The organism is Micromonospora sp. NPDC050795 (genome assembly GCF_044456785.1).
Taxonomy (GTDB): domain Bacteria; phylum Actinomycetota; class Actinomycetes; order Mycobacteriales; family Micromonosporaceae; genus Micromonospora.
The window spans coordinates 109,137-124,250 of record NZ_JBITGE010000020.1; the positions used below are offsets into that span (position 1 = coordinate 109,137).

At 70.6% G+C, this 15,114-nt stretch carries 9 protein-coding genes; 6 read left to right on the top strand and 3 right to left on the bottom strand.

All coding sequences use genetic code 11. From position 1 onward, the window contains the following. Positions 1–216: 216 nt before the first annotated feature. Together ACIBEF_RS19245 and ACIBEF_RS19250 are read right to left on the bottom strand one after the other, a co-directional pair. Positions 217–2,406, bottom strand: a complete 2,190-nt coding sequence (locus tag ACIBEF_RS19245; RefSeq protein WP_396794580.1) for an FUSC family protein — start codon at positions 2,404–2,406, stop codon at positions 217–219. Between the two features lie 900 nt (positions 2,407–3,306). Beyond that, complete coding sequence (locus ACIBEF_RS19250; RefSeq protein ID WP_396794581.1) at positions 3,307–4,689, bottom strand: cation:dicarboxylate symporter family transporter; 1,383 nt, start codon at positions 4,687–4,689, stop codon at positions 3,307–3,309. Positions 4,690–4,787: 98 nt separating this feature from the next. Here ACIBEF_RS19250 and ACIBEF_RS19255 point away from each other — a divergent pair, with 98 nt between their 5' ends. From ACIBEF_RS19255 to abc-f, 3 genes are all read left to right on the top strand, one after another. Then, on the top strand, positions 4,788–6,374 hold the full coding sequence (locus ACIBEF_RS19255) for an ATP-binding protein (RefSeq protein ID WP_396794582.1): 1,587 nt from the start codon (positions 4,788–4,790) through the stop codon (positions 6,372–6,374). Beyond that, entirely contained in the window at positions 6,371–7,066 is a 696-nt protein-coding gene (locus tag ACIBEF_RS19260; RefSeq protein ID WP_396794583.1) for a response regulator, read from the top strand. Before ACIBEF_RS19255 ends, ACIBEF_RS19260 begins: the two co-directional genes overlap by 4 nt. Positions 7,067–7,424: 358 nt before the next feature. Further along, the gene (gene abc-f / locus ACIBEF_RS19265) at positions 7,425–9,062 is read left to right on the top strand and encodes a ribosomal protection-like ABC-F family protein (RefSeq protein WP_396794584.1); all 1,638 of its coding nucleotides are present in this window, start codon (positions 7,425–7,427) and stop codon (positions 9,060–9,062) included. Between the two features lie 43 nt (positions 9,063–9,105). Here the strand turns inward: abc-f and dnaE are convergent, their stop codons facing one another. After that, positions 9,106–12,636: a DNA polymerase III subunit alpha gene (dnaE, locus tag ACIBEF_RS19270; RefSeq protein ID WP_357225905.1), complete on the bottom strand. Its 3,531-nt coding sequence runs from the start codon at positions 12,634–12,636 to the stop codon at positions 9,106–9,108. A gap of 143 nt (positions 12,637–12,779) precedes the next feature. Between dnaE and ACIBEF_RS19275 the strand changes: the two genes are divergently transcribed. The 3 genes from ACIBEF_RS19275 to ACIBEF_RS19285 all read left to right on the top strand — a co-directional run bounded on the left by ACIBEF_RS19275 (position 12,780) and on the right by ACIBEF_RS19285 (position 14,978). Continuing rightward, complete coding sequence (locus ACIBEF_RS19275; protein ID WP_396794585.1) at positions 12,780–13,400, top strand: L-threonylcarbamoyladenylate synthase; 621 nt, start codon at positions 12,780–12,782, stop codon at positions 13,398–13,400. Between the two features lie 289 nt (positions 13,401–13,689). Beyond that, positions 13,690–14,031, top strand: coding sequence for a PadR family transcriptional regulator (locus tag ACIBEF_RS19280; RefSeq protein ID WP_396794586.1), 342 nt, complete (start codon positions 13,690–13,692; stop codon positions 14,029–14,031). Then, positions 14,028–14,978: a permease prefix domain 1-containing protein gene (locus tag ACIBEF_RS19285; RefSeq protein WP_396794587.1), complete on the top strand. Its 951-nt coding sequence runs from the start codon at positions 14,028–14,030 to the stop codon at positions 14,976–14,978. The genes ACIBEF_RS19280 and ACIBEF_RS19285 overlap by 4 nt, the downstream gene beginning before the upstream one ends. Positions 14,979–15,114: the final 136 nt, after the last annotated feature.

Below are 15,114 nucleotides of genomic sequence, written 5' to 3' on the forward strand. Positions count from 1 at the left end.
GGGCATCAATCCCTGAAGAGCGTGATGACTGTGAGGCATCAAGATGACTCACAGTCATCACGCTCGCGAGCACCCTGCGGGGCGGGGTGCGGTTGCTCAGTGAGCAGGCGCAGCTCGCAGTCCGTCGATGGTCAGCCCGAGGACGCGGTCGCCCTGACTTGCTCCACGAGCGCCGAGCGCCGAGCGCCGAGCGCCGAGCGGCGACGACGCGGCTCGTCAGGGCTTGTCGCGATGGCCGGTCGGCCCGCCAGCGGCAGGCGGGTGGATCCGGGCGAGGCTGTCGGCGAGGCCGGCGAGCCACCGGTCGACCTCCACCAGGTGCCGGACCGACTGATGGTCGGCCTCGCCGAGGAGCGGACGGATCCGGTCCAGCTGGTCGACGCAGGTGGTCGAGACGGGCTTCCGGTCCGATGCCCGGCCGTGGGCGACGTCCTCGGCGAGGGCGTCGTACGCCGATCGCAGGCGTCCGGCGGAGTCCCGCAGCAGCGTCGCCGCCCCGGGCCAGCCGGCGAGGCAGCCGGGCGGGTTGCGCCGCAGCAGCGACTCCGCTCCGGGCACGACGTGGTGCCCGGCGCTCAGCACGGCGTCCCAGTTCACCTGTTGCCGGTGCGGATCGTGCCGCTCCGAGTGGTACTGGCAGTACGACGAGTCGATGAGGACCATCCGGCGACGGACCCGGTCGAGGGCGCCCGCGGGCGGCGGAGCGTCACCGAGGATCGCCTGGACCGTCTGTTCGACAGCGTCCGCGCTGGCCGCCAGGTAGCGGGTGGCGTTGCGGCGCAGGTCGTGGCCCGCGCCGCTCGGCCAGATCGCCACCCCGGCGAGCACGCCGATCACCGCGCCGAGCAGCACGTCGACGAGGCGCGCCTCGGCGAGCCGCCAACCTTCCGGGCTGAGCTGGGCGAAGACGACTGTCAGCAGCACTGTGAACAGCGCCTGCTGCCACACCGGGCCGAGCAGCCGGCCGACGCCGAAGGCCAGCAGCAGGGTGACCGGCAGGACGACGGCGTACACGATCGGCTCGTCGACGACGAGCATCACCCCGCCGCTGACGGCCGCACCGACGATGGTCCCCAGCACGGCCGGTCGCAGCGCCGTGCGGGTGTCGGCGGCGGACGTGCGCAGGACCGTGAGGGTGGCCAGCAGCACCCAGAAACCGTGGGTCAGCTCCAACACCCCGGCGGCCACCCGGGCGATGGCGAGCGCCACGGCCAGCCGCAGCGAGCTGTGCAGGTGGGCCGAGCGCGGCGCCAGGTGTGAGCGGAACTGCCACCAGTACAGCGTCCACGGACTGCGCCGGGCGTACGCGAACAGCTCCGAGGAATCATCGTCGCCGCCGAGCCGCGCCCCGGTCGCCACCCGGGAACCGACGACGAAGACCCGCACCTGGTCCGCGAGGGCCAGCGCCGTCGCGTCCCGACACAACCGGGGTACGTCCGGCGCGTCGCGGACCTGGCCGGAACCCACCGGGTACGCCGCCTCGGCTCGTCCGACCGCCAGGTCCAGGTCGGCCGGGGCCACCCCCGGGGCACCCGGAGACAGGCTCCGGCCGGCAGCGCGGGTGGTGTCCGCGCACGAGCGCAGCAGACGCGCCGCTGCCAGGTCCGGGATCGGCTCCGGCGGGGCGTCCGCCACCAACCGGTCCGCGTCGGCGAGCACCTCCCGTAACGCTGCCCCGCAGATCCGCAACGCCCGATCCTGAGCGCCCGCAGCGGTGGGCGCCCACGCCGGAGGGCTGCGGTTCAGCGCGATCGCCGCCACCACGTCGTGCGCCCGCTCGCGTCGCGCATCCTGATCACCCACGGCGGGGTGCGGGCCGGTCAGCCGCTTGGCGGTGGCGTCGATGAAGGCGGCGACGCCGTCGGCCGCCTCGGCCAGGCGCTGCCGGTAGGAGACCGGCACCGGGTCGGGCCAGAGGAACACCTCGGCCACGGCGAGCAGCACGACGGCGAGGGTCACCCCACCGAGTCGCTCCGGCAGGGTGTCGGGTTGGTACGGCGGGAACGACGCCAGGATGTAGAAGAGCTGGAACGCGCTGGCCAACCCCACCAGGCGCGGGTTGCCGACCCCGGCGAACGCCACCACGAACCCGACGACCAGCATGCCACCGGCGGCCGCCCAGGTGCTCCACGCCAACAGCGAGCCCACCGCGATGAGCGCCCACACCACCGGCAGCGACAGCACGAGGATCCGCGCCCGTTGCGGCGCCGGACCAGGTAGCTGGGCGAACGACCCGGCGGCGATCGTGCCGAACAACCCGTACGTGGCGAGCGTCGAGCTGCCCGCGCCGTACCGGCAGCCGTAGAAGACGACGGACGCGACGAGCGTCAGCCGGACCGCGCGCCGCAGGACGGCGTCACCCGGGTCACGGCGGCGAAGCCGGCCAAGGAGGCTGGTTGCGAGCATTACCGCTCCCCCCGGTTCGTCGCGGCACCCCTCCCCGGCCCACCATTCTTCACTGCGCCTCGCCACCGGCGGCGGGTTTGGCGACGACGCCCCTGCCGTCAGCGCTCAGCTGGCCCGCCAACTTCTGCCTGGCGCCCGGCTGCCGTGATCAGATAGGCGGCGAGCCCCGCCGTTCAGGACCGCGCCAGGTTCGGCCACCAGCTATGAATGTCGGATGAGTGCCCATGCCGGTGCGACCCGGCCCCCGCGCGTCCCAGCCCTTCCAGATCCCGGGGCGGGCAGCCGGAACAGGCCGACCGCCTGGTGGGGCTTCCTGAGCCTGGTGATGGTCCTGTCCGCCTGCACATCGGCAGGTGACTCGCGCCGGCACACCACGCCACCGGCCGACCGTGCGGCGCCGTCGACGGGTGCCAGCGTTGGTGGGTCGCCGTGCACGCGATCGGTCGACACGCTGCCAGCACCGCCGGCGGGCTACCGGCTGGTGGGCGAAGACGTGGCGGTGCCCGACGCCCCCGTGATGTCGGCCGAGACTTCCGGGGAGGCCGATCCGGCGGCGCGACTGTTCGCCAAATGGGGGCTCGTCGTCCGTGCCGGCACAGTCGTCGACCTGCGGGTGGCACCGGGGTGGCAGGACAAGGCGCGGCTCGGCTGGGGCGGCACCGACACGCCCGCTGCGGCCGTGACCGTGCACGCCTGCGCGCCGGAGGGTGGGCAGGCTCAGTGGCTGGCCTTCGTCGGCGGCACCTGGGTCGCGCAGGCCGCCTGCGTACCACTAATCGTGACGTCGAACGGCCAGACCGACCGCGTCAACGTCGGCATCGGCGTCCCCTGTGACGAGACCACGGCGTGGACCGGGATCGTGGCGGCCGACGCCACCGCGAGCCCGGTCCACGCCATGGATCAGGCCGGGGCTCCGGCAGGCGTGGACTCCTTCTCGTCGGGGCGGGACGCCGCCTCGTCGTCGTGCTCGTCGACCATGGTGGCCTCGTCGAACGGGTCGTTGCCGCTCAGCACCGCGGTCGCCCGCTCCCGGTCGAACTCGCCGGTCCAGGTTCCCACCAGTACCGTCGCCACCGCGTTGCCGGCGAAGTTGGTCAGCGCCCGAGCCTCCGACATGAACCGGTCGATGCCGACGATCAGCCCGACCCCGTCGACGAGGTCCGGGCGGTGCGACTGGAGGCCGCCGGCCAGCGTGGCCAGCCCGGCGCCGGTGACCCCGGCGGCACCCTTCGACGCGATGATCATGAACAGCAGCAGCGAGATCTGCTCGCCGACGGCCAACGGCTTGCCCAGCGCGTCGGCGATGAACAGCGACGCCATGGTCAGGTAGATCGCCGTACCGTCCAGGTTGAACGAGTAGCCGGTCGGCACCGTGATGCCGACGACCGGCTTGCTCACACCGAAGTGCTCCATCTTGGCGATCAGCCGCGGCAACGCCGACTCCGACGACGAGGTCGACAGGATCAGCAGGAACTCCCGGCCCAGGTAACGCAGCAGCGAGAAGATCGAGATTCGGGCCACGAACCACAGCAGCGCGCCCAGGAACACCAGCACGAAGATCAGACAGGTGGCGTAGAAGCCCACCATGATCTGGGCGAGGCTCTTGAGGGCGTCCACGCCGGTCGCGCCGACCACAGCGGCCATCGCGCCGAACGCGCCGATCGGCGCCAGCCACATGATCATGGCAAGGACCTTGAAGACGACCCGCTGGATGACGGTGATGGCGCTGAGCACCGGCTCACCCCGCCGGCCCATGGCCTGCACGGCGAAGCCGACCAACAGGGCGACCAGCAGCGTCTGGAGCACCTTGCCCTCGGTGAGCGAGGAGAGCAGCGTCGTCGGGATGATCCCGAGCAGAAACTCGGCCGTACCGGCGGCCTCGTCACCGGCGGCGGCCTTGCCGGAGCCGACCAGATCCGGGCCGAGGTTCAGGCCCGAACCGGGGTGAATGAGATTGCCGACGACCAGGCCGATGGCGAGCGCGACCGTCGACATGGTCAGGAAGTAGCCGAGGGCCAGGCCGCCGACCTTGCCGACCTTCGCGGCCTGCCGTACGGAGCCGACGCCGAGCACGATGGTGCAGAAGATGACCGGGCTGATCATCATCTTGATCAGGTTGACGAAGCCGGTGCCGATCGGCTTGAGTTCCTTGCCGAAATCGGGGGCGACCAGGCCGACCACGATGCCGGCGACCACGGCCACGATGACGGCCAGATACAGGTAACGGGTACGGTCCCGGCGGACCGCCGGTGCCGGGGTGGTGGCGGATGCGGTGGTGTCCATGTCGACAATGTGAAGCGCGTCTCACCCGTTGACAGCCTTGCGGTCATTCTGTTCACCGCGTCGGCGGAAACGGTGGCGCGACGAGGAGGGTGGTGGAGGTGGCCCGACGCCAGTGGAGCATCGCGGGGCAACTCTTCGCCCTCCAGGCGATGGTGGTGACGCTGCTCGTGCTGGCCGGCGCGGCGGGTGCCGTCTGGCTGGCCCGCAGCGACTCCCGCCAGGCCGCGCAGGAGGAGGTGCTCGCGGTGGCGCAGACCGTGGCCGGCTCCCCCGACGTCCGCGCGGCCCTCACGACCGTCGACCCCGCGAAGGTCCTCCAGCCGTACGCCGAATCGACAAGGCAGGCGACGGGCACCGACTTCGTGGTGGTGATGGCCCCCGACCGCACCCGTTTCTCGCACCCGACCAGGGACCGGATCGGCGAGCCGTTCGTCGGCGAGATCGGGCCCGCTCTGGCGGGCCGCGCGTTCACCACCACCAACGTCGGGACGCTCGGCGAGTCGGTGCGTGCGGTCGTGCCGGTGTACGACGAGCAGCGACGCCTCGTCGGTCTGGTCTCGGTGGGCATCACCACCCGCGCGATCGACAAGAAGCTGCTCGGCCAGTTGCCGGTGCTGTTCGGTGTGGTCGCGCCGGCTCTGGCCCTCGCCGCGACGGGCTCCTGGCTGCTCAGCCGCCGGCTCCGCCGCCAGACGCACGGTCTGGGGCCGGCCCAGATGACCCGGATGTACGAGTACTACGACGCCGTCCTGCACTCGGTGCGGGAAGGTCTCGTCGTGCTCACCACCGACCGTCGGGTGGCGCTCGTCAACGACGAGGGCCGCCGGCTGCTGGGGCTCGACGCGGACGCGCCCGTCATCGACCAGCCGGTGGCCGGGATCGACCTGCCGCCCGCGGCGGCCGAGCTGCTCGACTCCGGCCGCGACGCCCGCGACGAGCCGATCGTCGCCGGTGACCGGGTGCTCGTCGCCAACCAGCGGACCACCCGCTTCGAGGGCGCGGTGCTCGGCACCGTGCTGACCCTGCGCGACCAGACCGAGCTGCGCACCCTGGCCAGCGAGCTGGATTCGGTGCGCGCGCTGACCGAGGCGTTGCAGGCGCAGACCCACGAGTCGGCAAACCGGCTGCACACCGTGCTGACGCTGGTGGAGCTGGGTCGCGCCGACGAGGCCGTCCGGCTCGGCACCCGGGACCTGGCCCTCGCCCAACAGTTGACCGACCGGGTGGTCGGCGCGGTGACCGAGCCGGCGTTGGCGGCGCTGTTGCTCGGCAAGTCCGCACAGACCGGCGAGCGTGGAGTGGATCTGGTCATCGAGCCGGACTGCCGCCTCGACGACAGCCCGCTGCCGACCGGAGATCTCCTCACCGTTGTCGGCAACCTGGTCGACAACGCGCTGGAGGCGGTGGCCGGCACCCCGGCGCCGCGCCGGGTGCGGGTCTTCGTCGGCGCTACCGATGACGAGCTGGTGGTTCGGGTGGCCGACAGCGGCCCCGGTCTGGCACCTGAGCGGGTCGCCGACGCGTTCCGGCGCGGCTGGTCCACCAAGAGCACCGGCCGGGGTCTCGGCCTGGCGCTGGTCGGTCAGGTGGTACGCCGGCACGGCGGTAGCGCCGAGGTGGGTCGCTCCGACGACGGCGGCAGCCTGTTCACCGTTCGACTGCCGGGCAGAATCGAGCGGTCATGAGCGCCATCCGGGTACTGGTCGTCGAGGACGAGCCGCTGCTGGCCGAGGCGCACAGCGCGTACACCGAACGGGTTCCCGGTTTCGTGGTGGTCGGGGTGGCACACACCGCGCGGGCGGCGATGGCGGCCCTGCGCGCGGGCGGCGGCGGCGAGGTGGACCTCGTACTCCTGGATTTTCGGCTGCCCGACCTGCACGGCCTGGACGTCTGCCGGGCGCTGCGGGCGGCCGGCAGCAGCGTCGACGTGCTCGCGGTGACGTCCGCGCGGGACCTGGCGGTGGTGCGCACCGCGGTGTCCCTCGGGGTGACCCACTACCTGCTCAAGCCGTTCACGTTCGCCGCGTTCCGCGACAAACTGGAGCGGTACGCCGACTACCGCGCCCAGGCGCTCGCCGACGGCGAGGTCGCCGCCCAGCACGAGGTGGACCAGATGTTCGCCACCCTGCGCGGCACCGCCGGGCACAGCCTGCCCAAAGGGCTCGACGCGCAGACCCTCGATCGGGTACGCGCCGCACTCACCGACGGCACCCGCGCGGAGGTCGGGCTGTCCGCGACCGAGGTGAGCGCGCTGACCGGCATCTCCCGGGTGACCGCCCGCCGCTACCTGGAGTATCTGGTGACCGTCGACCGGGCTGCCCGCACCCCGCGCTACGGCACCCCGGGCCGCCCCGAGGTCGAGTACCGACCCCGTTGAGCAATCCGTCGATCTTGCACTTTCTGTCGGGACCATCAACCTCAATAGCGACATTTTGGCAACAGCAAGTGCAAGATCGACGGTCGAGAGAGGGCCGCCATAGAACACGTAGTGCTGCTCCCTATTGCGGCGGCGGGACGGAGCTCCGTTGTTAGACTCGGCGGAGTTGGGGTTGTTGACACGACCAGGGAGACCAGACATGGCGGGTGACGACGACATCTCCGGGTGAGACCGGATGTGTTCGGCCATCGGTTCGGCGCGCCTCCTGCGCAGCCGCCGTGGCCATTTGTCGTTCCACCGGTTCCCGTTGTCGTCGGGCGGCTGAGGCGCGCCCACCCCACCCTTTGAGGTCACTCGCATGTCTGATGCGTTCATTGTCTGCTCGAACCTTTCCTTCTCCTGGCCGGATGACACCCCGGTCTTCTCGGAGCTGTCCTTCACCGTCCCGGGCGGTCGTACCGGCCTGGTCGCGCCCAACGGCGCCGGAAAGAGCACCCTGCTGCGGCTGATCGCCGGGGAGTTGCCGCCCAGTGGCGGCAGCGTCACCGTCGACGGTGTGCTCGGCTACCTCCCGCAGACGTTGCCGCTGGTCGGCGACCTGAGCGTGGCGCAGGTGCTGGGCGTCGCCGAGCGGATCTCGGCGCTGCACGCCATCGAGGCCGGCGACGCCGCCGAGGAGCACTTCGCCACCATCGGCGACGACTGGGACATCGAGGAGCGCACCCGCTCGGAGCTGGACCGCCTCGGCCTGGGTGAGCTGTCGCTCGACCGCCGGCTGCACACCCTCAGCGGCGGCCAGGTGGTCTCCCTCGGTCTGGCGGCGCAACTGCTGCGCCGCCCGGACGTGCTACTGCTCGACGAGCCGACGAACAACCTGGACCTGGAGGCCCGGCACAAGCTCTACGACGTCCTCACCGAGTGGTCCGGGTGCCTGCTGCTGGTCAGCCACGACCGGGAACTGCTGGACCGGATGGACCGCATCGCCGAGCTCGACCAGGGCGAGATCCGCTGGTACGGGGGCAACTTCACCGCGTACACGGAGGCGGTGCAGGCGGCGCGGGAGGTGGCCGAGAGCAACCTGCGCAACGCCGAGCAGGAGGTGAAGCGGGAGAAGCGGGAGATGCAGCAGGCCCGCGAACGGGCCGACCGGCGGGCCAGCAACGCCTCGAAGAACCTGAAGAACGCCGGCCTGGCCCGGATCGTCGCCGGTGGGCTCAAGCGCAGCGCGCAGGAGTCGGCGGGCAAGGCGCAGGAGACGCACTCGTCCCGGCTCGGTCAGGCGAAGGCCCGACTCGACGAGGCCGGTCGGGCGGTACGCGACGAGGACCGGATCACCGTCGAGCTACCGGACACCACCGTCCCGGGCGGGCGCACCGTCTTCTCCGGCCAGGGGATGCGGGCCCACTTCGACGACCGGGAGTTGTTCGGCGGCGACGGCGCCGACCTGGTGATCCGGGGGCCGGAACGGATCGCGCTGACCGGGGCGAACGGCGTCGGCAAGTCGACCCTGCTGCGCCTGGTCAACGGTGACCTGCAACTGTCCGGCGGTGAGCTGAAACGCGGCGAGGGGCGGATCGCGTACCTGTCACAGCGGCTGGACCTGCTGGACCTCGACCGTACGGTGGCGGAGAACTTCGCCGCGTACGCGCCGAGCCTGCCGGACGCCAAGCGGATGAACCTGCTCGCCCGGTTCCTGTTCCGGGGCACCCGGGTGAACCTGCCGGTCGGGGTGCTCTCCGGTGGTGAACGGCTGCGCGCCACCCTCGCCTGTGTGCTCTGCGCCGAGCCGGCGCCGCAACTGCTGCTGCTCGACGAGCCGACGAACAACCTGGACCTGGTCAGCGTGGGTCAACTGGAGAGCGCGCTGTCGGCGTACCAGGGGGCGTTCGTGGTGGTCAGCCACGACGAACGGTTCCTCGCCGAGATCGGCGTGCAGCGTTGGTTGCGGTTGGCCGACGGCCACCTGCGGGAGATCAGCGCCCCCGAGCGGGTCTGAGCCCGGCGGTCCGGCCGGCGCAGGCCGGCCGGACCGATGCGGCTCAGCTCACGTTGGCCGGGCCGAGGACGCTCTTCAGGTCACCCATCAGCGCGGTTGTCGCCGCCACCCGGAACGGACCCAGCCGCAGGGTGGTGGTGCGCCCGCCGTTCTGGAGTTTGACGTGCACCTCGGTGTCGCCGGGGTGCAGCACCAGGGTTTCCTTGAGTTTCTCCACCAGCGGTGGTGTGCAGCGGTGCACCGGGATGGTGAGGGTGACCGGCTTGTTCGTGGCGCTGGTGCTGACGTCCGGCATGGACATGTCCATCGCCATGATCCGTGGGGTGTCGTCGCGGCGGTCCACCCGACCCTTGACCACCACGATGGCGTCCTCGGCGATGTACTGCCCGATCACCTCGTAGGTGTTGGGGAAGAACAGGGCCTCCACCCCACCGGCCAGGTCCTCCAGCGTGGCCGACGCCCAGGCACGACCCTGCTTGGTGACCCGGCGCTGCACCCCGGAGAGGATGCCGGCGAGGGTGACGACCGCCCCGTCGGGCACCCCGCCCTCCTCGGCCAGGGAGGCGATGGTGGTGTCGGCTGCCGCGTTGAGGATGTGCTCCAGACCGAACAGCGGGTGGTCGGAGACGTACAGGCCGAGCATCTCCCGCTCGAAGGCCAGCTTGTCGCGCTTGTCCCACTCGCTGTCGCCGATGGTCGGCATCACCGTGGTGCTGCCGGTGTCCGCGTCACCGAACCCGGCGCCGAACAGGTCGTACTGGCCGACGGCCTCCTTGCGCTTGACGTCGGCGTACGCGTCGATCGCGTCGGCGTGCACCGCGAGCAGGCCCTTGCGGGGATGGTCGAGGGAGTCGAACGCTCCCGCCTTGATCAGCGATTCGATCGTCTTCTTGTTGCAGACCACCGCGTCCACCTTGGACAGGAAGTCGTAGAAGTCGGCGTACTCGCCCTTCTCCTCCCGGCAGCGCATGATCGAGGCGACCACGTTCGCCCCGACGTTGCGGACGGCGGCCAGGCCGAAGCGGATGTCCTTGCCGACCGGGGTGAACGGCCCGGCCGAGGTGTTCACGTCCGGCGGCAGCACCTGGATGCGCATCCGGCGACACTCGGCCAGGTAGAGCGCCATCTTGTCCTTGTCGTCGCCGACGCTGGTCAGCAACCCGGCCATGTACTCGGCCGGGTAGTGCGCCTTGAGGTACGCGGTCCAGTAGGAGACCAGGCCGTACGCGGCGGAGTGCGCCTTGTTGAAGGCGTACCCGGCGAACGGCACCAGGACGTCCCACACCGCCTGGATCGCCTCGTCGGAGTAGCCGCGCTCGCGGCAGCCGTCCCGGAACGGGATGAACTCCTTGTCGAGGATCTCCTTCTTCTTCTTACCCATGGCCCGGCGCAGCAGGTCCGCCTGACCGAGGGTGTAGCCGGCGAGGATCTGCGCGGCGCGCTGCACCTGCTCCTGGTAGACGATCAGGCCGTGGGTGGGCGCCAGGATCTCCCGCAGCGGCTCCTCCAGCTCCGGGTGGATCGGCGTGATCTCCTGGAGGCCGTTCTTGCGCAGCGCGTAGTTGGTGTGCGAGTCGACGCCCATCGGGCCGGGTCGGTACAGGGCCAGGACGGCGGAGATGTCCTCGAAGTTGTCCGGCTTCATCAACCGCAGCAGTGACCGCATCGGCCCGCCGTCGAGCTGGAACACGCCCAGGGTGTCACCGCGGGCCAGCAGCTCGTACGCGGCCTTGTCGTCCAGCGGCAGGCCCAGCAGGTCGAGCTTGCGGCCGTGGTTCAGCTCGATGTTCTTGACCGCGTCGTCGATGATCGTCAGGTTGCGCAGGCCGAGGAAGTCCATCTTCAGCAGCCCGAGCGACTCGCACGTCGGGTAGTCGAACTGCGTGATGATCGCCCCGTCGGCGTCGCGGCGCGTCAACGGGATGTGCTCGATGATCGGCTCGGCGGACATGATGACGCCGGCGGCGTGCACACCGGTCTGCCGGATCAGCCCCTCGATGCCCTTGGCCGTGTCGATCACCTTGCGGACGTCCGGGTCGGAGTCGTACAGACCGCGGATCTCGCCCGCCTCGGCGTAGCGGGGGTGCTTGTTGTCGAAGATGCCGGTGAGCGGGATGTCCTTGCCCATCACCGCCGGTGGCATCGCCTTGGTGATCCGGTCGCCGACCGCGTACGGGAAACCGAGGACCCGGGCCGAGTCCTTGATCGCGGCCTTCGCCTTGATGGTGCCGAAGGTGGCGATCTGGGCGACCTTGTCCTCGCCCCACTTGTCGGTGACGTACTTGATCACCTCACCGCGCCGACGCTCGTCGAAGTCGATGTCGACATCCGGCATCGAGACCCGCTCGGGGTTGAGGAACCGCTCGAAGATCAGGCCGTGCTGGATCGGGTCCAGGTCGGTGATGCCCAGCGCGTACGCGACGAGCGACCCGGCGGCCGAACCACGGCCCGGTCCCACGGCGATGCCCTGGTTCTTCGCCCACTGGATGAAGTCGGCGACCACCAGGAAGTAGGACGGAAAGCCCATCTGGTTGATGACGCCCAGCTCGTACTCCGCCTGGACGACGTGCCCCTCGGGGATGCCGTTCGGGTAGCGGCGGCCCAGGCCGGCGAAGGTCTCCTTGCGGAACCAGGACTCCTCGGTCTCCCCCTCGGGCACCGGGAAGCGCGGCATCAGGTTGTGGAACTCGAACATGCCCTTCGGGTCGACCTTCTCGGCGACCAGCAGGGTGTTGCGACAGCCCTCCTGCCACAGCTCGGACGAGTCCACCGCGCGCATCTGGTCGGCGCTCTTGATGAAGTAGCCGCCACCCTCGAACCGGAACCGGTTGGGGTCGTCGATGTTGCTGCCGGTCTGCACGCAGAGCAGCACGTCGTGGGCGGTGGCCTGCGCCTCGTGGGTGTAGTGGGAGTCGTTCGTGACCACCGGCGGGATGTCCAGCTTGCGGGCGATCTCGGTGAGCCCCTCGCGGACCCGGCTCTCGATGGAGAGGCCGTGATCCATGATCTCCAGGAAGTAGTTGTCCTTGCCGAAGATGTCCTGGTAGCTGGCGGCGACCTTGAGGGCCTCGTCGAACTGGCCCAGCCGCAGCCGGGTCTGCACCGCGCCGGACGGGCAGCCGGTGGTGGCCATGATCCCCTCGGCGTGCTCGGCGATCAGCTCCATGTCCATCCGGGGCCACTTGACGTAGTGCCCCTCCATGGAGGCGCGCGAGTTGAGGGTGAAGAGGTTCTTCAGGCCCTGCGCGTTCTTCGCCCACATGGTCTTGTGGGTGATCGCGCCGTTACCGGAGATGTCGTCGCTCTTCTGCTCCGGGCGACCCCACTTGACCCGCGCCTTGTGGTAGCGCGACTCCGGCGCCACGTACGCCTCGACGCCCAGGATCGGGGTCACCCCGGCGGCCATCGCCTGGTTGTAGAAGTCGTTCGCGCCGTGCATGTTGCCGTGGTCGGTGATCGCCACAGCGGACATGCCCAGCCGCTTGGCCTCGGCGAACAGGTCCTTGAGTCGGGCCGCTCCGTCGAGCATCGAGTACTCGGTGTGCACGTGCAGATGCGCGAACGAATCAGCCATGCGTGGCGCCCCCCGGCGGTGTGGATCTTGTTGGTCGGAGCCGACCGGGACCTACCCTACCGAGGTGATCTCGGCGGCTCCACCGTCCGCGCCGGAGGTGGCCTCGTCTCCTGATCCTCCCCGCGTACGCCTAGTCTCGGAGGATGGCGAGGTACTACGACGTGCACCCGGAGAACCCCCAGCCCCGGGTCATCGGCCAGGTCGCCGACCTGATCCGCGGTGGTGGGCTGGTCGCCTATCCGACGGACTCCTGCTACGCGCTCGGCACCCGACTGGGCAACCAGGACGGGCTGGACCGGATCCGGCAGATCCGGCACCTCGACGACCGGCACCACTTCACGCTGGTCTGCCACGACTTCGCGCAGCTCGGTCAGTTCGTCCAGATCAGCAACGCGGTCTTCCGCCTGGTGAAGGCGTCCACCCCGGGCAGCTACACCTTCATCCTGCCGGCCACCCGGGAGGTGCCCCGCCGGATGCTGCACCCGAAGAAGCGGACCGTCGGCGTGCGGGTCCCCCGGCACACCGTCACCCAGGCGCTGCTGGCCGAGTTGGCCGAACCGCTGGTGTCCAGCACCCTGGTCCTGCCCGGCGACGACGAGCCGATGACCCAGGGGTGGGAGATCAAGGAACGGCTCGACCACCAGCTCGACGCGGTGCTCGACGCCGGCGACTGCGGCAGCGAGCCGACGAGCGTGATCGACCTGTCCGGACCCGAGCCGGAGGTCCTGCGCCGGGGCGCCGGGGACGTGTCCCGCTTCGAATAGGGCGCCCGACGCGGCGAGCGCGTCACCACGTAGATCACCCGGCCTGGCGTCCTCCGAGCGCCGGGCCACTGCCGTGCGCGCTTCCCTTTGCTCTGCTGCCGTATATGCACCACCCCGCGGCACCCACCCGCGGCGCCGCACTGGCGCATCCGCAGGTGCAGAGCAAAGGGAAGCGAAGAGCCTCCGCGCCCCGGCACCGCGCGGGGTCGCGAGTCGCGGCCGACACCTCCAACAGACACGATGATATCGGCGTGGACAACACTGTGTGCCACACAGTATGGTGTGACACATGGTTAGCGAGGACGTTCTACGGACGCACCTACAGGAGTTGCGTCGAGGCACCGTCGTGGTGGCCAGCCTGGTCGCGCTGCGTCGACCGGACTACGGCTACGCACTGCTGCAACGGCTCAGCGACCACGGCTTCCCGGTCGACGCCAACACCCTCTACCCGCTGCTGCGCCGCCTCGAGGACCAGGGGCTGCTGACCAGCGAGTGGAACACCGAAGAGAGCCGACCGCGCAAGTTCTACCGGACCAGCGACGAGGGCGAGTCGATGCTGAACCGGCTCCTCGACGACCTCGCCGCCGTGCAGACCTCCGTCACCGGGCTGATCCAAGGAGTGCAACGATGAACACCCTGACCGACCGCTACCTCGCCGCCACCCTGCGATCGGTGCCCGCCCAGCGCCGCGACGAGATCGCCGACGAGCTGCGGGCCTCCATCGACGACATGATCGAGGGCCGGACCGATGGCGGGCAGGACGCCACCACCGCCGAGCGGGAGGTGCTCACCGAGCTGGGCAACCCCGACGTGCTGGCCGCCCGGTACGCCGACCGCCGGTTGCAGCTCATCGGCCCGACCTACTACCTGCTCTGGCTGCGGCTGCTGAAGCTGCTGCTCAGCTTCATCCCGGCGCTCGTCGGCACGATCGTCACGGTGGTCGAGGCGGCGGAAGGGAAGGGTTTCGGCGCCATCGGGCCCGGCATCGTCGTGGCAATGCAGGTGGCGGTGCAGATCGCCTTCTGGCTCACACTGACCTTCGCCATCATCGAGCGCACCCAGACGGCCGTGGACCTGCCGGAGTGGACTGTCGACCAGTTGCCCGACGCGCCCGTACGACGAGGCATCCCCCTCGCCGACACCATCGCATCCGTGATCATGTTGGTGCTGACCATCGCGTACCTGCCGCTTCAGCACTACCACTCCTGGGTGAGCGACACCGACGGCGAGAACATCGCGATCCTCGACCCGGCCCTGTGGTCGTTCTGGCTGCCGGCGCTGATCGGCGTGCTGGCACTCAGTGTGGTCTTCGAAATCGTGAAGTACCGGGTCGACCGCTGGACGTGGGCCCTGTTCGGCACGAAGGTGCTGCTCGACCTGGCGTTCGCGGTGCCGCTGGCCTGGCTCGCGCTCTCCGACCGCCTGCTCAACCCGGCCCTGGCCGAGCGCCTGAGCTGGGTGGCGGAGGCCGACAACCGGGACGGCATCGGCCTGGCCATCGCCGTGGGCGCCGCCGCGATCGTGGTCTGGGACCTGATCGACACCGCCCGGAAGACCCGCGAGCAGACAACCACGTGAGCGACACCCGAGACGGCGGCCCCGCGCGGGCCCCCCCCCCGGCCCCCCCCCCGCGCCCCCCCCCGCCCCGCCCCCCCCCCCCCCCGCGACCGGCCGGGTCGACGGCATGGCATCGGTACCCGATGAGCGAGGCACC